Source organism: Thermotoga sp. 2812B, from assembly GCF_000789335.1.
GTDB lineage: Bacteria > Thermotogota > Thermotogae > Thermotogales > Thermotogaceae > Thermotoga > Thermotoga maritima.
This window is the reverse complement of sequence record NZ_CP003408.1, coordinates 1,447,426-1,464,384: the sequence shown is the minus strand read 5'-3', so window position 1 is coordinate 1,464,384 and position 16,959 is coordinate 1,447,426. Positions and strand designations below refer to the sequence as shown.

Genomic DNA, 16,959 nt, shown 5'->3' with positions numbered 1-16,959 from the left:
CTCACCCCGCCTCAAAAAGGGGCCTGAGAAATTTCCTCCAGAAGACTTTGAAAAACAGAGCGAGCGGCACTCCCACAAAAGATCCGAACAATCCGAAGAGTTTCCCAAAAAACAGGATGGACAAGATTATGTAAACGGGATTCAGCTTTTCGAGGCCTTTCATCAGCTGAATGAAGACAACGAAGGCAACGGCATGTATGAGGATTGCAAAGAGTGCTATGAGAAGAACACCTTTCACACCGAGAGTGAGAGAAAAAAGAAGTACAGGGATGTATTCCAGGACCACTCCAACGATTGGAATGAAGTTGGTCACAAAAGCCCAGAGACTTATGATGGCGCTGTACTTCAAGTTGAAAGCTTCGAAAACAACCCAGTAAGAGAGTCCTATTATCACAGCATTTATGAAGATGACCCTTATGTACCTTCCCATACTCGCGTACACATCACGGAAAAATTCTCTCGCTTCCGCTCTTACACTTTTTGGATAGATGAGGACAAAGAAGCTGGCTATTTCGCGAATATAGAACACGGTGTAGCCGAGGCCGAAAAGCGTGAAAACAATTATCGTGGTAACAGAGACAAAATTCGTTGTCACGAGCGAAAAGACATAGTTCAGGAAATCTGTGAGCTTTGGTTCAAGAAAATTCATGATCTTATCGAACACCGGCATCAATTCAGGAGATTTTATGTAGTCTTTCCATATCTTGCTTTCAAAAACTTTTGTCATGAATTCGATGAAACTCCCAAACTCGTTGAAAACAGGAGGTATGATCATGTAAAGCGAATAAACCATCACGAAAAAGAAGAGAAGAAGTGCAGCTATCCTGGAGAAGTACTTTCCAAATTTCAGCTTCTCCAGGAAACGAATGACCGGATCTAGAAGGAGTGTGAAGAACACCATCAACACAATCACTGCAAAGACATCCGGGAAAATTTTGAATACGAGAAATGAAATCAATATGTACAGTGTCGTGAAGAAAAAAGCTTTGTCCTCTAAGATCTTCCTGAACTCCTTCAACTTATTTCCCTCCGAGTTTTTCGAGACTCCACTCGACTATCGTTTTGAAAAACTCTTTCTGGTGCTCTGGATCTTCAAAAAGTTCATGGTATCCTCCAGGAAAGCTCACCAGTTTTTTCTCTGTGTTCAGCGCTTCGAAAAACTTCTTGCTTCCCTCAAAAGACACCACCCTGTCATCGGTTCCGTGAAGAATGAGAACTGGAACCTTTATCCTTTCAGCGTCTTTAAGAACCTTTTTCATATGGGAGAGCATATCTGAAGCGAGCTTGAAAGAGATCCTGTCGTGAACGAGGGGATCTCTTATGTACGCTTCCACCGCTTCTCTGTTCCTGGAAAGATCGCTCGGGTTTATCCCGTTGCTCATCGTGAGGAATGGAACAAAAAAGGACAGAAACCTCACCATGAATTCAAGGACCGGAGAATGGGTATCTGGAAGCAGGATAGCGGGGGCCGACACCACCAAACCTTTCTGGTTCTCTGGCTGAAAAATCTGAGTGAATCTGATAGCTATCAATCCACCGAGACTGTGACCAAAGAGCACGAACCTTTCCAGGTCCTTCGTGATCTCGTTCAATATTTTAAAAACGTCATCAAAACGAAGGTGCCCTCTTCTTCCGGGAGATTTGCCGTGACCCGGTAGATCGAATGTGACCACCTGAACACCCTCTGAGACGAATTCCCTCACAAGTCTTCTGTACCTCCCGGAGTGTTCACCGAGACCGTGTACGATCACAACCGTACCTTTCCAGTCTTCTCCGTGTTTCTGGATGTTCATTCTCATCCCCCCAGAGATCTTTCTATTCTTCTCAAAAAGATCTCCTTTCCAAGAAGAGGAATAATGTTGACGAGTTCAGGACCTTCTTCTCTACCGGTCAGGACCCTTCTCAGTGTCATATAGAATTCTTTTGGCTTTACACCGTGTTGTTTCAGTACTTTCTTGAAGACGGGTGTGATTTCTTCCATAGTCCACCGAACGTTCTGGAGCTCTTCTTTGAGCTGTGAAAACACTCCTTTCATTTCTTCCGGTATTTCAACAGGTGCTGGATCTTCAAAGAAGAAACGGGATTCTTCAGGAAATTCTGAAAGCACCTCCACTCTCTCTTTTGTGATTTCCAGTACCTTTTTAAAGTACTCCTCGTCGATTATTTTTATCCCGGCTTTCTCAAAGAACGGCTTTGCCAGTTCTGCGAGCTTCTCAATCGGCATGTTTCTCAAATAGTAACCGTTCATCCATTTCAACTTCTGTGGGTCGAAAATCGCAGGGTTCGGGCTGAGCCTGTCCAGAGAAAACGAAGAAATCAATTCTTCAAGAGTGAGGAGTTCTTTACCCTCTGGATGAGACCATCCAAGAAGTGCCAGATAGTTGACAAGCGCCTCCGGGAGATATCCCATGTCTCTGAACGCTTCCACAGAAGTGGCTCCATGTCTCTTGCTCAGTTTTTTTCCATCAGGTCCCAGTATGGTGGAAACGTGCGCAAAAACGGGGGGAGCCTTTTCAAACGCTTCGTAGAGAGCGAGCTGTCTCAGTGTGTTCGAGAGATGGTCGTCTCCACGGATAACGTGTGTTATTTCCATGAGCATGTCATCCACCACACAGGCGAAATTGTAGGTGGGAAGACCGTTGCTTCTCATTATCACAAAATCCCCAATTGCTCCTGTCTTGAACACAACCTCACCTTTAACCACATCGTTCAGTACGTAGTCTTTTCTGGGCATCTTGAAGAACACAGCCGGCCTCAAACCCTTTTCTTCGTATTCCTTTCTTCTCCCGGGAGTATCAAACTTTTCGAACATCTCCTGAGAGTAGTGAGGTGCTTTTCCTTCAGAAAGGAGTTTCTCCCTCATCTCTTCTATCTCCTCAGGGTAAGCGTAAACGTAATAGGCCTTCCCCTCCTTTACAAGCCTTTCAGCGTATTCTCTGTATATTTCTACTCTCTCGCTCTGCCTGTACGGACCGTGGTCTCCTCCCACGTCCGGTCCTTCATCCCACAGAAGACCAAGCCACCTGAGAGATTCCATGAGCTTCTCTTCGTACTCCCTCTCAGATCTCTCCAGATCGGTGTCTTCTATTCTGAGGATGAACTTTCCTTTTTCTTTCCGCGCGAAAAGAAAGTTGAACAGAGCGGTTCGAGCTCCTCCAACGTGGAGAAAACCTGTGGGGCTCGGTGCGAATCTCACCCTTACCAATTCAGAACACCTCCCAGTGTGTATTCGCTGTTGAGTATCTTCTTCAGTACCTCCTCGGGTGAACGCGGCGCTCCAAATACGTCGATATACCTTCTTCCTACATCAGAGGGAAAATGGGCGTCCGATGTCACTATCACCCTGAGATTTTTCTTCCGGGCATTTTCTTTTCCTTCTCTACTCACCACTTCAGCAACAGGAACCTCGAGATCTGGAAAGAAGCCGAGCTGATACAAGACACCGAATCTCTTCTCAACATGCGCGTAAACCGGCATCCCTCCATAGGATCGAATCAATTCCACAGCCTGAGACAGTGTGAGATCTGAAGGAAAACCAAGCGGAACGTCTTCGTAGCCAGTGTAATTTCCCTCTTCGTCAACAAAGAGCTGGTAACCCATTTTCTCATGATCGTGTTTCACCGATGGAAGATGTTCGTAAACGATCTTCGTGACTTTCAATGCGCTTTCAACATCGGAAAAAAAACCGAGCACGTGAACATCTTCCACTGTCTGTATCTCTATTCCAGGGACAACGAGTTTCTTCATTTTCAGAAAAGCAGGGACGTTTTTTGCGCTGTTGTGATCAACTATGCCGAGAATCTGTATATCCCTCGATGCTCTCTCCACAACGGGCGGTATCATGAGCAGATCTGCGCACGGTGACAGACACGTGTGCACATGTAAGTCTGCCTTCATCTCAACCCCAGCTCGTACACCTTCCCGGAAACCATGAAGGAGTTCTCCTGAGATTTGAGGAGCACCACACCGTTCTCCTCTGCCTTCTTTACAGTGTCCTTTTCATATTCATGACCGTCACAGAGAACGATTCCCTTTATTCCGACAACTGTGGCAACCGCTATTATGTTGACGTGAGACTGCACCGTGATCCAGAGTGTCGAAGGCTGGGCTTTCCCCAGCACTTCACTCAAAAGGTCACAGGTGAAACCGTGTTCCACTTCCGTGTTCAGATCACCGCACACATGTTCAAGCCCCAGTTTTTCCACTATCTCCCCTATCCTCACTTCTATCCCTCCTGAAGAACACCATCTCAACGATTACACCCTTTCCCACTTCTGAGATGATGACCATCTTATCGGAGTACCTTTTCATGTTTGGAAGCCCCATCCCTGCACCAAAGCCGAGCTCCCTGATGTGGTCTGGAGCTGTTGAATAGCCTTCTCTCATCGCGAGTTCCAGATTTTCTATCCCTTTTCCTCTGTCTTCTACCCTCACCGTGATTTTCTCATCGTCGATAAAGCAATATATGTATCCATCGGATTCGCTGTGGATGACAACGTTTGCTTCCGCTTCATAAGTAGCTATTGCGATTCTTCTTGCCAGTTCTTCATCCACTCCTCGCTCCAGGAGAAACCTCTTCAATTTGGAAGCCCCTATTCCGATCATGTTCACATCGAAGTAATCTATGTGGAAAACAAAATCCGCTTTTCCTTTTTCCAGGACTTCTCCCGTGATCAGTGAGGTTCCTTTTTCCAGGACTTCTTCCATCCTTTTGTCGTGCAGGTACATGATGCCGAGTTTTGCCAGAAGAAAATAGATGATGTCGTGCTTTGTCACGATCCCCACAAGTTTTCCCTCATCGTCGACAACGGGAAATCTCCCGTAACCGTATTTCTCAAAGGTCTTGACGGCGTCCTGGAGGGTGTCTGTTTCTTTCAAACACACCACGTTCTTCGTCATGCGCTTTTCAACCCTGTCTTTTATGTAACTTCCCTCGAGGGCCTTTATAATGTCTTCCAAACTGACGATTCCCACTACCCGTTTTTTGTCATCCACTACGGGCACACCTGAGATCCTCTTTATCCTCATAATCTCTTTCACGTGAAGAAGCGTCTTGTCCGGTGTTACGTATATAACGTCCGGATTCATGAATTCGGAAACTCTAACATCCTGGAAAATGGCTTGCAATCTGTCTATGATGGAAACGCTCATTCTACCCCTCTCCTGACGGGCTTCAAACCGTTCATGTAAAGTCTGCCACAAGTTTCGAACATGGAAAGATTCGTTGCAAGAACGGTGATGTTGCATTCTTTCGCAAAATTGACTATAGTCTCAGGAATATCTTTTTTTCTGACGAAGAGAACAGCGGGTATCCCCACCACCATGGCGGTTCGCACGGCCTGTGGAGAGTGAAGCCCTGTGATCAGAAGAACGTTCGGCTCAGCAAACGCGAGAACATCACTCATGAGATCTGTGGCAACGGCTCTTTCTATGTTCAGATCTTTGTCTCCACAAAGGATCTCTCCTTCCACGATTCTGGCGATCTCTTCTACTGTCACATAAACACCTCCTAAGAAACCTTCCTGAGAATTCTAGGAGGTTTTCTGTCTTTTCTTCTGAAACGAAGCAGAGAATAATAGGCGAAAACGCTTCCCAGCGCAAGTACGAAGGTTACCCAATCTTTCAGCCTAAAAAGGTATCCAGTTATCACAGTCACCGCGAATATCACAAGGGGAAGAAAATAAACGAGTGTTGATACCTTCAAAGGATCGTACTCGGGTATGTCTACCATAACCTCATCACCGGGCTTCAAATCTTCTCCACACCAGTCTATCTCGAGTTTTATCTCGTTGTCGGAAAGACAGATGTTCTTTGCCGGGCAACTCCCACAAGCGCTCGTTCTAGCTTTTGTCACCACCACTTTCCCGTCTTTCACTTCTCGAACATACATTTTTTCTACGATGGTATCACCCCTTCACAACACCAAGAGGAATCATCCTGGCCACTCTTCTCGAAATACCTATCTCATGAACGATCTGCACCACTCTATCCACGTCTTTGTAAACCTCAGGAGCTTCTTCAACCAGAGTCTTTTTACTCTTGCTCATGACGACAATATTCTTTTCTGCCAGTTCATCGAGAACTTCTCTGTAATCCAGCCTTTTCAGGGCAGCGGACCTTCCAAGGACTCTCCCCGCTCCGTGTGCGGTGGAACCGAAGGTCTTTTCTTCGGCTTTCTTTGTCCCCACCAGAAGATAGGAAGCAGTCCCCATGTCACCCGGTATGATGACGGGCTGTCCCACTTCTCTGTAGATCGAAGGAACCTTTTCGCTTCCGGGACCAAGAGAACGTGTAGCACCCTTTCTGTGAACGACCAGTTTTCTTCTTTTTCCGTCAACTTCGTACTCTTCCACTTTTGCGATGTTGTGAGCAACGTCGTAGATGAGATCAACACGTGTGTCTCTCCCGAACACTTTCCAGAAAGCTCTTCTAACGAGATGCCCGAGGATCTCCCTGTTCGCGAACGCATAGTTTGCCGCGCAATTCATGGCAGAATAATAGGCCTGTCCGAGTGGATGTTCGAACGGAGCGTTTATGAGCTGTTTGTCGGGTAGATTTTTGTTGTGTTCCTTCAGTTTATCCCTCATGAGCCTTATGTAGTCGGTTGCAACCTGATGTCCGAATCCTCTGCTTCCGGAGTGGATCATCACCGTGATGGTACCGATCTCCAGCCCAAAAAATTCAGCGAGTTCTTCGTCGTATATTTCCTGAACCATTTGAACCTCCACGAAGTGGTTTCCCGCACCGAGAGTTCCGAGCTCGTCACTTCCTCTCTCGAACGCTTCTTCTGATACGTACGAGGGATCCGCTGGATGTATTTTTCCACCGTCCTCGATTCTTTCTAAATCTTCCTCGAGACCGTACCCTGACTTGATAGCCCACTCCGCACCTTCAACGAGAACTTTCCTGAGCCCCTTCTTGCCGAGAACGATGTCTCCCGTTGAACCAACACCCGCGGGAACGAATTCGTATATAGCTTCGACGAGAGGTCTTATTCTATCTTTCACATCTTCGTAGGTGAGATCTGTCTTCATCAGGCGTACTCCACAGTTTATATCGAAACCAACACCACCTGGCGAGATGATTCCTTCTTTCACATCGAAGGCGGCGACTCCTCCTATTGGGAAGCCGTAACCCCAGTGTATGTCCGGCATTGCGAGGGCGTATTTCACGATACCGGGAAGCGTGGCCACGTTCATGAGCTGTTTCATCGCTTCTCTGAACTGAGGATCGTTCACACTCTCAGCGTCCGTGAATACGATCGCGTCAACCTTCATATTTCCCTCTTTTGGAATTCTCCAGATGTATTTATCGAGTCTTTCTATCTTCATAATTTCTCCCTCCCACTTTTAGTTTATCATTAAATAGTGGAGGATAGATTATGAGTGAGGTTCGTTTCGCTGTCGATGCCTCGCTGGTACCGCTTGCAAAAAAGTTGAGAACCCTCGGGTTAGATGTGATGGTTTGTTACTCTGAAGAACCCGGGAAAGTCCTTCTGATATGCAGGAAAGAGGGTAGAATTCTTCTCACAAAAAGACCTTCTCTTATAGAATTTTTCGAAAAATATGGACAAGAAGTCTTCTATATTAAAGACGAAAAAGATTTGAAAATGGTGGTAGAACATTTTAAACTGAAACCAGAACGTGCAAGGTGCCCGTACTGTAACAGAGAACTCTTGCCGACTCCACGTGAGGAAGTGATTGAAAAGGTGCCTCTGTACGTTTTTCTGAACGCAGAGAAATTCTCCAGATGTCCCAGCTGCGGAAGAATCTTTTGGAGAGGATCTCATTTAGACTGGGTGAAGGAAGTGATACCAGATGGTTCCGGAGAGACTGAAACAGATAAAGGGAATAAGGATTCTGGAAAGCGGGGATGAAATCCCTCGGGAAGGTTTCACCTGTAGATTTGGAAAGTACACAGTTGTGGCAAATGATGAAGAGTCTTTCGAAATCGTCAGACTTCACAAAAGGCTCACCGTTTATGAGCTGCTACTCTCTCTTGTGGATTCAATGTGCGTTCATCCGAAAGAGGAAGCTCTCAGGTTTTCCCTCAAAAAAGTCAGAGAATTTCTGGATGCGGAAGAAGTCTATCTGATAGAGGGCGATGTTTCTTATTCTTCGAAGGGAGAGAAACTCTCCATCGATGAGATAAAAAAGAAACATCCAGGGGCGAGTGTGAGAGAGTGGAAGAACAAACTGCATCTTGTTGTGGTTCGCGAAGGCGCATTCGATGAAGAAGAAGAGGTACTCTGTACGAAACTTTTAGAATTCATCGGAAACGTATCAGAAAAACTCTGGAGGCTTAAAGAAGAAGTCCAGAAATTGAAAAAGTCGTACGAAGAACAGCTGAAAGTTTCAGAGATACAGAAAGAACACATAAAGAAAATGAGAATAATTTACTACGTCAGCCAGGCCATGAGATCTGTTTATGATCCGAACAACCTTTACCGTGTGATTTTGCTCAGTCTTGTTTCAGAGAGAGGATTCAATTTCGACCGTGCTGTTCTTCTCAAAAAAGATGAAGGTACAGGCTCTTTGATCGTCGTTTCTGCGGTGGGTGGCGACACACCCCAGGAACACGAAGAACTCAAGAGATACCTAAGAAAAAGAACCTTGAGATACACAGATCTGGTACAGTTTCTAAGGGAGGAGGCGCTCACATTTTCATTTGAAACGAAGTTCAATGAAAAAATAAGGGGAAAGAGATTTTACTACAGAGAACATCCGATATTCGAAAGGGTGGTTTTGAGAAAGAGCATAGTGAGGACTTCGAGAGAAACCCTCGAAAAAATCAGGTACGAAGTAGAAGATGTCATAAGTATTCTTGAAAACGATGAATTCATAGTCTTTCCACTCGTTGGGCGGTGGGACACTCTTGGTGTTGTGATGGTGGATAACAAATTCAGCAAAAAGGAAGTCACCGATCTGGATCTGGACGTGCTCAAACTCTTCTCTGAAAGTGCAGGCCTTGCTCTGGAGAACACATATAATTACGAAAACCTGAGAAAGAAGACTCTGGATCTTCAGCGTCAAAACGAACTCGTGGAACACCTCAGGAACTTCAGTGAAAGCATTCTGGAGAGCCTGGAAACAGCCATCATAACGCTGAGCAAAGATGGGCGCGTAACCGAATGGAACAGAAAGGCAGAACAACTGTTTGGTCTGAAGAAAGAAAACGTACTCGGAAGAAGGCTCAAAGATCTCCCCGGCTTTGAAGAGATCGGATCTGTCGCAGAGAGCGTTCTTGAAAACAAAGAACCCGTGTTTCTCAACTTCTACAAATTCGGAGAAAAGTATTTCAACATAAGATTCTCCCCTTTCAGAAACGCTAAAACACAGTTGCTCGAGGGGGTCATCATCACGATCGACGATGTCACAGAGCTGTACAAATACGAAGAGGAAAGAAAAAGAAGAGAAAGACTTTCCATACTGGGAGAGATGACAGCAAGAGTCGCTCACGAGATAAGGAATCCAATAACGATAATAGGTGGCTTCATAATGCGCATGAAGAAGCATCTTGACGATCCAGAGACGCTGAAGAAATACATCAACATAATAACGAACGAACTATCCAGGCTCGAAACGATCGTCAAGGAAATCCTAGAATACAGCAAAGAACGGCAGGTGCTGGAATTCACCGAGTTCAATTTGAATGAACTCATAAGAGAGGTCTACGTTCTATTCGAGGAAAAGATCAGAAAGATGAACTTAGACTTTTGTTTTGAGACGGACAACGAAGACCTCAGAGTTGAAGCCGATAGAACGAGAATAAAGCAGGTACTGATAAACCTTGTTCAAAATGCAATAGAAGCGACAGGAGAAAATGGTAAGATAAAGATAACGTCGGAAGATATGTACACCAGAGTGAGAGTGAGTATTTGGAACTCGGGCCCTCCCATACCGGAGGAGATAAAAGAAAAGATATTCTCACCGTTTTTCACCACAAAGACTCAGGGAACAGGTTTAGGGCTTCCGATTTGTAGAAAGATCATAGAGGATGAACACGGAGGAAAAATATGGACAGAAAACAGAGAAAACGGGGTTGTTTTCATCTTCGAAATTCCAAAGACACCAGAAAAGAGGTGAGAGAATGAAAAGGATACTGGTTGTCGACGATGAGCCGAACATAAGGGAACTTTTGAAAGAGGAACTTCAAGAAGAAGGCTACGAAGTTGACACGGCAGAAAACGGGGAAGAAGCCTTGAAAAAATTCTTCTCCAGGAATTACGACCTGGTGATTCTCGACATAGAGATGCCTGGTATCAGTGGACTGGAGGTAGCCGGTGAGATCAGAAAGAAAAAGAAAGACGCAAAGATTATCCTCCTCACGGCCTATTCTCATTATAGATCTGATCTTTCTTCGTGGGCAGCGGATGAATACGTTGTGAAGTCGTTCAACTTCGACGAATTGAAAGAGAAAGTGAAGAAGCTACTTTCGTGACACAGGAGGTGTGAAAAGTTTATGGAATACAAAAACACACTGAACTTGCCAAAAACTTCATTTCCAATGAAGGCAAACTTGGTGAACAAAGAAAAAGTTTTTCTCGAAGAATGGGAAAAGATGGACCTTTACAACTACGTACTCGAACAGAGAAAAGGAAAACCCCTTTTTGTCCTGCACGATGGACCCCCTTACGCAAACGGTCACATCCACATTGGAACGGCCCTGAACAAGATTCTGAAGGACATCGTTGTCAAATACAAAACGATGAGAGGATACAGGGCACCGTACGTTCCAGGCTGGGACACTCACGGTCTTCCCATAGAACACAGGGTGTCTCAGGAGTTGGGTGAAAAGATAAAAGAAATGTCACCCGCAGAGATCAGAAAGAAGTGTGAGGAATTCGCTCTCAGATTCGTTGATATACAGAGAGAAGAATTTAAAAGACTCGGCGTTCGCGGAGATTGGGAAAATCCATACATCACGTTGAAGCCAGACTACGAGGTGAAAATACTGGATGTTTTCAAAACCCTTGTAGAACAGGGAAACGTTTACAGATCTTTGAAACCCATCTACTGGTGTCCGAGATGCAGAACTGCCCTCGCGGAAGCGGAAATCGAATACCACGATCATAAATCTCCTTCCATATACGTGAAGTTCAGATCAAAAGAAGATCCGAATTTCTTCATCGTGATATGGACCACAACACCCTGGACACTGCCGGCAAACGTTGGTATCGCTCTGCACCCCGATTACGAATACTCGGTGGTGAAAGTCGGAGAAGAGAAATGGGTCATCGCAACGGATCTTCTCGATGCTTTTTCGAAAGAGACTGGAATCGATTGTTCCAATGTCGTCGAGAAAATAAAAGGAAAGGATCTGGAAGGAAAAGAGTTCGTTCATCCCATCTTCGATGACAGGACCTCCAGAGTCATTCTTGCCGATTACGTATCTCTCGAAACGGGAACAGGCTGTGTCCACATAGCCCCCGGTCACGGTGAGGAAGACTACATCTACGGTCATGTGAAATACGGTCTTCCCATCGTCTCTCCCGTTGATGAGGAGGGACGTTTCACGGAAGAAGCGGGAAAATACAAGGGAATGTTCATAGAAGATGCCAACGAGGTGATCATAGAGGATCTGAAGAAAAAAGGAATCCTGGTTCACGCGTCAAGTATCACACACTCCTACCCACACTGCTGGCGCTGTAAGGGGCCTGTGATCTTCAGAGCAACCGAGCAGTGGTTCATTTCTGTGGATCACAACAACCTCAGACAGAGAGTGCTGGAAGAAATAGACAAGGTGAAGTGGATACCGGAATGGGGCCGGAACAGGATCAGATCCATGGTGGAGGAAAGGCCCGACTGGTGTATCTCAAGACAGCGTGTCTGGGGAACTCCCATACCAGCGGTGAAATGTAAGGAATGCGGAGAAGTGGTTCTCGATCCGAAGGTGATAGAACACTTCATGAAAATCGTTGAAAAAGAAGGTACAAACGCCTGGTTTGAAAAAGAGGTGGAAGAACTCATCCCCGAAGATTTCGTGTGTCCAAAATGCGGCAAGCGATCTTTCGAAAAAATGCTGGACACACTCGACGTGTGGATAGATTCTGGTGCCTCCTTCGAATACATAACCACGAAGAGAGAAGATCACCCGTTCCCCCTCGATATGTACCTTGAAGGTAGCGATCAGCACAGGGGATGGTTCCATTCTTCCATCTTCCTTGCCGTCGCAAAGAGGGGGTCCGCACCTTACAAAGAAGTGCTAACACACGGATTTATAAAGGACGAACAAGGAAGAAAGATGAGCAAGTCCCTCGGAAACGTAGTGGATCCCATGGAAGTGGTGGAAAAATACGGTGCCGAGATTCTGAGACTGTGGCTTGCGAGCAGCGACTACTTCAACGACATAAAGATATCCATGAGGATCGTCGAACAACAAACAGAAGTTTACAGGAAGATAAGAAACACGTTCCGATTCCTCCTTGGAAATCTGGAAGACTTCGATCCCGAACTCGACAGAGTTCCTCATGAAAAACTCTTGACGATCGACAGATGGGCTCTTGGACGACTGCAGGAGATCATAAAACGCGCCACCGAATATTACGACAGCTACGAATTCTCGAAGGTTTACAATCTCGTGGTGAAATACTGCACAACGGAACTCAGTTCTCTCTACCTGGACGTCGTAAAGGACAGACTCTACGTGGAAGCGAAAGATTCAATATACAGAAGATCGGCGCAGACGGTGATGCACGAAATACTCATCTCTCTGATGAAGATCCTTGCACCCATCATGACTTTCACGATGGAAGAGGTTTACTCCCACCTTCATGAAAAGGACAGAAAATACAAAACGGTTCAGGCGGAATACTGGCCAGAGTACAGAGAAGAGTTCATCGATAGAAAGCTCATGGAAGATTTCGAAAAACTACTCTCTATAAGAGAAGACGTGTTGAAGGCCCTCGAGGAGAAGAGACAACAAGATGTGATCGGTCACTCCCTCGATGCTGAGGTCGTACTTGTACCCAAAAATGACACCATCAAAGCGCTTCTGGAAAAATACAGAGACATACTCGAAGAACTCTTCATAGTATCGAAGGTATCCCTTTCGGATACTTCGGGAGAACTGAAAGGAGAACTGGTAGAGGTGACCGTCAAACATGCAGAGGGTGAAAAATGTCAGAGGTGCTGGAAATACACAACGGAGATCTCTACTTCCGAAGATTTCCCGGGAGTTTGTCCAAGGTGTCTGGCAGTTTTGAAAGGAGAAAGGAAGTGACAGCGTGGAAGACATGAAAGTTTCTTTTCTGAAGATTATCACAGAAGCGTACGGTTTGAGGGCAACCGATGTGCACATCTCGGTGGGTTGCCCTCCTTATTACCGTATAGACGGGAAACTCGTACCACAAGAGAAATACGGAAAACTCACAAAAGAATCCATAATGAACGCTCTGAAAGATCTGTTCGCTGAGATCGGACAGCCGTTCCCACCTAAAACGAAAGAAGTGGATTTTTCCTTTACCGTGGCAGAAGCGATAAGGGTGAGGGGAAACCTCTACTACGAGAGAAAGAACCCCGCTCTCGCTTTCAGGTTGATACCAAAAAAGATCAGAACTTTCCAGGAACTGGGACTACCAGAGATCTTGAAAACATTCGTTGAGAGAAAGTACGGCTTGATATTGGTGGCTGGTCCTACAGGAAGCGGAAAATCCACCACACTCGCCGCCATGATAGATCACATCAACGAAAATTTCCCACACCACATAATAACGATAGAAGACCCGATAGAATACGTTTTCACAAACAAAAAATCTGTGATTCACCAGAGAGAACTCGGCTCAGACACGGACTCTTTCTACAACGGATTGAAGTACGCTCTGAGGCAGGATCCGGATGTGATCCTTGTGGGGGAAATGAGGGATCTTGAAACAATGGCTCTCGCTCTCACCGCGGCGGAAACGGGACACCTCGTTCTTGCCACGGTTCACACGAACTCCGCAGCTTCCGCACCTGAGAGAATCATAGATGTTTTCCCGGCACATCAGCAAAGACAGATCGCACTTCAGCTCGCAAACACCTTGATCGCCGTGATTTATCAGAGACTTGTCCCGAAAGCCAACGGAATAGGATTCACTCCGATCCTGGAGATCATGGTGGGAACTCCTGCCGTGAGGAACCTGATAAGAGAGAACAAGCTCCACCAGCTCGAATCTCTGATACAGGCTGGTGCAAGGCACGGAATGGTCCTCTTCGATGACGCACTCGTGAAAGCCGCACTCAAAGGAGAGATATCCAGAGAATCCGCTCTGCAGTTTGCCAGGAACCAGGAGGAGGTGGCTCGAAGATTAGGAATGAAGCCCTCGTAGAGAAGATCTCCTCGATAGTGAAAGAAAAGAAAAAAGAGATCGAAAAGCTCCTCGCCAGGCCAGATCTGACTCCCGAACAGATGAAAAACTACGGAATAGAATACGCAAAGATAGAAGAGATAGAGAGTATCGCAAACAGAATAAAAGAAACTCAGGAGTTCATCGAACTCTTGAGAGAGGAGGGAGAAAGCGAACTGGAGATAGAAAAGTACGAGAAAGAACTCGATCAGCTCTATCAGGAACTGCTCTTGCTTCTTTCTCCAGAAGCGAGCGATAAAGCAATCGTAGAAATCAGACCAGGCACGGGTGGAGAAGAAGCAGCTCTCTTCGCGCGGGATCTGTTCAGAATGTACACCAGGTACGCAGAAAGAAAAGGCTGGAACCTCGAAGTCGCTGAAATTCACGAAACGGATCTCGGCGGAATAAAAGAAGTGGTCTTCTTCGTAAAAGGAAAGAACGCTTACGGTATTTTGAAGTACGAAAGCGGTGTTCATAGAGTCCAGAGAGTTCCTGTCACAGAGTCTGGAGGGAGGATCCACACGTCCACCGCTACCGTTGCTGTTCTTCCGGAGATTGAAGAAAAGGATATAGAAATCAGGCCGGAAGACTTGAAGATAGAAACCTTCAGGGCATCGGGACACGGTGGACAGTACGTCAACAAGACCGAATCCGCTGTGAGGATCACACATCTTCCAACGGGAATAGTGGTGTCGTGTCAGAACGAAAGATCTCAGTATCAGAACAAGCAAACCGCTCTGAGGATCCTCAGGGCAAGGCTCTACCAGCTACAGAAGGAACAGAAAGAAAGGGAGATCTCACAGAAGAGAAAATCACAGATAGGAACCGGCGAGAGAAGCGAAAAAATCAGAACTTACAACTTCCCCCAGAACAGGGTTACGGATCACAGAATAAACTACACCTCTTACAGACTGCAGGAAATCCTCGATGGAGACCTGGACGAAATCATATCGAAGCTCATAGAACACGACATAGAAAACAACCTCGAGGAAGTTTTAGGAATCGGAGCCTCAGTCGAAGAAAAGTAATAGTGGAGGTGTGAAGATGTTCAACTCGAACTTCTACACGTTGAAACAGGCGATGGACGTTACTCTTTTGAGACAGAACATTCACTCACTGAACATAGCGAACGTGAGCACGCCCGGTTACAAGAGAAAATACGTGGCATTCGAGGAGTTCTTGAAGGAATCAGAAATGAAACTGAAGCTCTCAAAGACAAACGAAAAGCATCTCATCGGTTCAAAGAGTGTCGTAGAACCACGTGTTCTTGTGGACAACACGACCACCATGAGAAACGATGGAAACAACGTTGATATCGACTACGAGATGGTCCAGCTTGTGAAGAACGGGCTCAGGTATCAGGTGCTCACCAGGCTCATGTCGCTGAACATAGATAGGTACAATGCCGTGCTGAGGGGTGTCAGATGATGAGCGAATTTGATATCATGAACATCAGCGCAACTGGAATGTCCGCTCAAAGACTCAGAGTCGAGATCGTCTCAACAAACATAGCGAACGCTGAAACCACCAGAACAGAAACAGGAGAACCTTACAGGAGAAAGGTGCCTGTGTTCGCCGAGTATCTGAGAAGAACACCAAATGGTAAAATAGAAAGCGCTGGAGTGAAAGTTGTAAAAATAGAGGAAGACCCTTCACCGTTCAGACTCGTGTACGATCCTACGCACCCTGACGCGGATGAGAACGGATACGTGAGGATGCCCAACGTAAATATCGTCAGAGAAATGGTGGATCTGATAAACGCGCAGAGAGCATACGATGCGAACGTGGCGGCTTTCAATGTGACAAAGGCTATGGTGAACAGCGCCCTTCAGATAGGAAGGGGGTAATGGGTGATGGTTGACAGGATAGAGGGACTCGGTCCTTTGAGCCAGAGTGGAAAGACTCAAAAGAAAAGTGAAAACAACTTTTCAGAAGCGCTGAAAGAAGCCCTGGAAAAGGTAAACGACATACAGAAAAAAGCCGAGAAGGCAGCGGATGATTTCGCCCAGGGCAGGATAAGCAACATACACGAGGTTATAATAGAAGCCGAGAAGGCTTCCATAGCGTTGAGGCTCACCGTCGAAGTGAGAAACAGAATCGTGGAAGCCTACAGAGACATCATGAGGATGCAAATCTGACGGCGACTCTTTCGCCGTCTTTTATTTTTTTCAGATCTTCCAGCCCTTCCACGATCTTTCCTATCACGTTTACAGCGCTCGCTGGTCGAATTTTATCGTCGCTTATGGGAGTTTTCCCAAAGAACAGACACAGTGCTTTTCCCGGAGGCCAGTATCCAACGTCTCCTATTTCAACTATTTCCCTTGGGTTTTCCATCTTCTGAACGTTCACAGGAGTTGAAAAGTATATCTCCTCGCCCCAAGTGTTCACGACACTTTCGAATGGAATTTTTTCCTTCAACAATCTGACGATCTCGTATTCCTCATTGAGATCTATCACACATTTTCCACTTTCAAAGAGGAGTTCAACTCTCATGTTCGCTCCCTCCTCAAAGAAGAAGGGCACCTTTTTGGAGGTGCCCGGGTGGTGCCGGGGATCGGACTCGAACCGACACGGGGTTGTGAACCCCAGCGGATTTTAAGTCCGCTGCGTCTGCCAATTCCGCCACCCCGGCT

19 protein-coding genes and 1 tRNA gene are annotated in these 16,959 nt (G+C 46.1%); 9 read left to right on the top strand and 11 right to left on the bottom strand.

Features of this window, described 5'->3' with window-relative positions:
• Position 1: 1 nt before the first annotated feature.
• The 9 genes from T2812B_RS07570 to T2812B_RS07530 are packed head-to-tail and all read right to left on the bottom strand — an operon-like array spanning position 2 to position 7,331.
• Positions 2-1,018: an AI-2E family transporter gene (locus T2812B_RS07570; protein ID WP_008195235.1), complete on the bottom strand. Its 1,017-nt coding sequence runs from the start codon at positions 1,016-1,018 to the stop codon at positions 2-4.
• Position 1,019: 1 nt separating this feature from the next.
• Complete coding sequence (locus tag T2812B_RS07565) at positions 1,020-1,793, bottom strand: alpha/beta hydrolase (protein ID WP_008195232.1); 774 nt, start codon at positions 1,791-1,793, stop codon at positions 1,020-1,022.
• Positions 1,794-1,795: 2 nt separating this feature from the next.
• The gene (gltX, locus tag T2812B_RS07560) at positions 1,796-3,205 is read right to left on the bottom strand and encodes a glutamate--tRNA ligase (protein WP_008195230.1); all 1,410 of its coding nucleotides are present in this window, start codon (positions 3,203-3,205) and stop codon (positions 1,796-1,798) included.
• Positions 3,199-3,897 (bottom strand): PHP domain-containing protein, encoded by a 699-nt coding sequence (locus T2812B_RS07555; RefSeq protein WP_008195228.1) that lies wholly within the window; start codon positions 3,895-3,897, stop codon positions 3,199-3,201. Before T2812B_RS07555 ends, gltX begins: the two co-directional genes overlap by 7 nt.
• Positions 3,894-4,223, bottom strand: a complete 330-nt coding sequence (locus tag T2812B_RS07550; RefSeq protein ID WP_008195226.1) for a DRTGG domain-containing protein — start codon at positions 4,221-4,223, stop codon at positions 3,894-3,896. Before T2812B_RS07550 ends, T2812B_RS07555 begins: the two co-directional genes overlap by 4 nt.
• Positions 4,186-5,151 (bottom strand): CBS domain-containing protein, encoded by a 966-nt coding sequence (locus tag T2812B_RS07545; protein ID WP_008195224.1) that lies wholly within the window; start codon positions 5,149-5,151, stop codon positions 4,186-4,188. The genes T2812B_RS07550 and T2812B_RS07545 overlap by 38 nt, the downstream gene beginning before the upstream one ends.
• Positions 5,148-5,498: a DRTGG domain-containing protein gene (locus T2812B_RS07540; RefSeq protein WP_008195222.1), complete on the bottom strand. Its 351-nt coding sequence runs from the start codon at positions 5,496-5,498 to the stop codon at positions 5,148-5,150. The genes T2812B_RS07545 and T2812B_RS07540 overlap by 4 nt, the downstream gene beginning before the upstream one ends.
• Before the next feature lie 11 nt (positions 5,499-5,509).
• The gene (locus T2812B_RS07535; protein WP_231556572.1) at positions 5,510-5,875 is read right to left on the bottom strand and encodes a SoxR reducing system RseC family protein; all 366 of its coding nucleotides are present in this window, start codon (positions 5,873-5,875) and stop codon (positions 5,510-5,512) included.
• A 31-nt stretch (positions 5,876-5,906) separates the two neighbouring features.
• The gene (locus tag T2812B_RS07530) at positions 5,907-7,331 is read right to left on the bottom strand and encodes an RtcB family protein (RefSeq protein WP_008195218.1); all 1,425 of its coding nucleotides are present in this window, start codon (positions 7,329-7,331) and stop codon (positions 5,907-5,909) included.
• Positions 7,332-7,381: 50 nt separating this feature from the next.
• Between T2812B_RS07530 and T2812B_RS07525 the strand changes: the two genes are divergently transcribed.
• From T2812B_RS07525 to fliE, 9 genes are read left to right on the top strand one after another with little or no spacing between them, the layout of a single operon-like run.
• Positions 7,382-7,876: a Mut7-C RNAse domain-containing protein gene (locus T2812B_RS07525; protein WP_008195215.1), complete on the top strand. Its 495-nt coding sequence runs from the start codon at positions 7,382-7,384 to the stop codon at positions 7,874-7,876.
• Positions 7,818-10,085, top strand: a complete 2,268-nt coding sequence (locus tag T2812B_RS07520; protein WP_008195213.1) for an ATP-binding protein — start codon at positions 7,818-7,820, stop codon at positions 10,083-10,085. Before T2812B_RS07525 ends, T2812B_RS07520 begins: the two co-directional genes overlap by 59 nt.
• Before the next feature lie 4 nt (positions 10,086-10,089).
• Positions 10,090-10,440 carry a response regulator gene (locus T2812B_RS07515; RefSeq protein ID WP_008195212.1) on the top strand — a complete coding sequence of 117 codons (351 nt, stop codon included), beginning with the start codon at positions 10,090-10,092 and terminating at the stop codon, positions 10,438-10,440.
• 21 nt (positions 10,441-10,461) lie between these two features.
• Positions 10,462-13,221: an isoleucine--tRNA ligase gene (gene ileS / locus T2812B_RS07510; RefSeq protein WP_008195210.1), complete on the top strand. Its 2,760-nt coding sequence runs from the start codon at positions 10,462-10,464 to the stop codon at positions 13,219-13,221.
• A gap of 4 nt (positions 13,222-13,225) precedes the next feature.
• Entirely contained in the window at positions 13,226-14,308 is a 1,083-nt protein-coding gene (locus T2812B_RS07505; protein WP_008195208.1) for a type IV pilus twitching motility protein PilT, read from the top strand.
• A gap of 17 nt (positions 14,309-14,325) precedes the next feature.
• Complete coding sequence (gene prfA / locus T2812B_RS07500) at positions 14,326-15,354, top strand: peptide chain release factor 1 (protein ID WP_008195205.1); 1,029 nt, start codon at positions 14,326-14,328, stop codon at positions 15,352-15,354.
• A 16-nt stretch (positions 15,355-15,370) separates the two neighbouring features.
• On the top strand, positions 15,371-15,754 hold the full coding sequence (gene flgB, locus T2812B_RS07495; RefSeq protein ID WP_008195203.1) for a flagellar basal body rod protein FlgB: 384 nt from the start codon (positions 15,371-15,373) through the stop codon (positions 15,752-15,754).
• The gene (gene flgC / locus T2812B_RS07490) at positions 15,751-16,173 is read left to right on the top strand and encodes a flagellar basal body rod protein FlgC (RefSeq protein ID WP_038051032.1); all 423 of its coding nucleotides are present in this window, start codon (positions 15,751-15,753) and stop codon (positions 16,171-16,173) included. Before flgB ends, flgC begins: the two co-directional genes overlap by 4 nt.
• Positions 16,174-16,179: 6 nt before the next feature.
• The gene (fliE, locus tag T2812B_RS07485) at positions 16,180-16,464 is read left to right on the top strand and encodes a flagellar hook-basal body complex protein FliE (protein WP_004081562.1); all 285 of its coding nucleotides are present in this window, start codon (positions 16,180-16,182) and stop codon (positions 16,462-16,464) included.
• Here fliE and T2812B_RS07480 read toward each other — a convergent pair.
• Together T2812B_RS07480 and T2812B_RS07475 are read right to left on the bottom strand one after the other, a co-directional pair.
• A complete protein-coding gene (locus T2812B_RS07480) occupies positions 16,445-16,819 on the bottom strand; it encodes a cyclophilin-like fold protein (RefSeq protein ID WP_008195197.1) in 375 nt (124 codons plus the stop codon). The two genes, fliE and T2812B_RS07480, sit on opposite strands and share 20 nt — an antisense overlap.
• A gap of 49 nt (positions 16,820-16,868) precedes the next feature.
• Positions 16,869-16,958: transfer RNA gene (locus tag T2812B_RS07475), tRNA-Leu, on the bottom strand.
• Position 16,959: the final 1 nt, after the last annotated feature.

Coding starts and splice junctions, on each gene's coding strand:
- T2812B_RS07525 (WP_008195215.1), top strand. CDS start 7,382: ATGAGTGAGGTTCGTTTCGCTGTCGATGCCTCGCTGGTACCGCTTGCA.
- T2812B_RS07480 (WP_008195197.1), bottom strand. CDS start 16,819: ATGAGAGTTGAACTCCTCTTTGAAAGTGGAAAATGTGTGATAGATCTC.
- ileS (WP_008195210.1), top strand. CDS start 10,462: ATGGAATACAAAAACACACTGAACTTGCCAAAAACTTCATTTCCAATG.
- fliE (WP_004081562.1), top strand. CDS start 16,180: ATGGTTGACAGGATAGAGGGACTCGGTCCTTTGAGCCAGAGTGGAAAG.
- T2812B_RS07515 (WP_008195212.1), top strand. CDS start 10,090: ATGAAAAGGATACTGGTTGTCGACGATGAGCCGAACATAAGGGAACTT.
- T2812B_RS07545 (WP_008195224.1), bottom strand. CDS start 5,151: ATGAGCGTTTCCATCATAGACAGATTGCAAGCCATTTTCCAGGATGTT.
- T2812B_RS07520 (WP_008195213.1), top strand. CDS start 7,818: ATGGTTCCGGAGAGACTGAAACAGATAAAGGGAATAAGGATTCTGGAA.
- flgC (WP_038051032.1), top strand. CDS start 15,751: ATGATGAGCGAATTTGATATCATGAACATCAGCGCAACTGGAATGTCC.
- T2812B_RS07555 (WP_008195228.1), bottom strand. CDS start 3,897: ATGAAGGCAGACTTACATGTGCACACGTGTCTGTCACCGTGCGCAGAT.
- flgB (WP_008195203.1), top strand. CDS start 15,371: ATGTTCAACTCGAACTTCTACACGTTGAAACAGGCGATGGACGTTACT.
- T2812B_RS07530 (WP_008195218.1), bottom strand. CDS start 7,331: ATGAAGATAGAAAGACTCGATAAATACATCTGGAGAATTCCAAAAGAG.
- T2812B_RS07565 (WP_008195232.1), bottom strand. CDS start 1,793: ATGAACATCCAGAAACACGGAGAAGACTGGAAAGGTACGGTTGTGATC.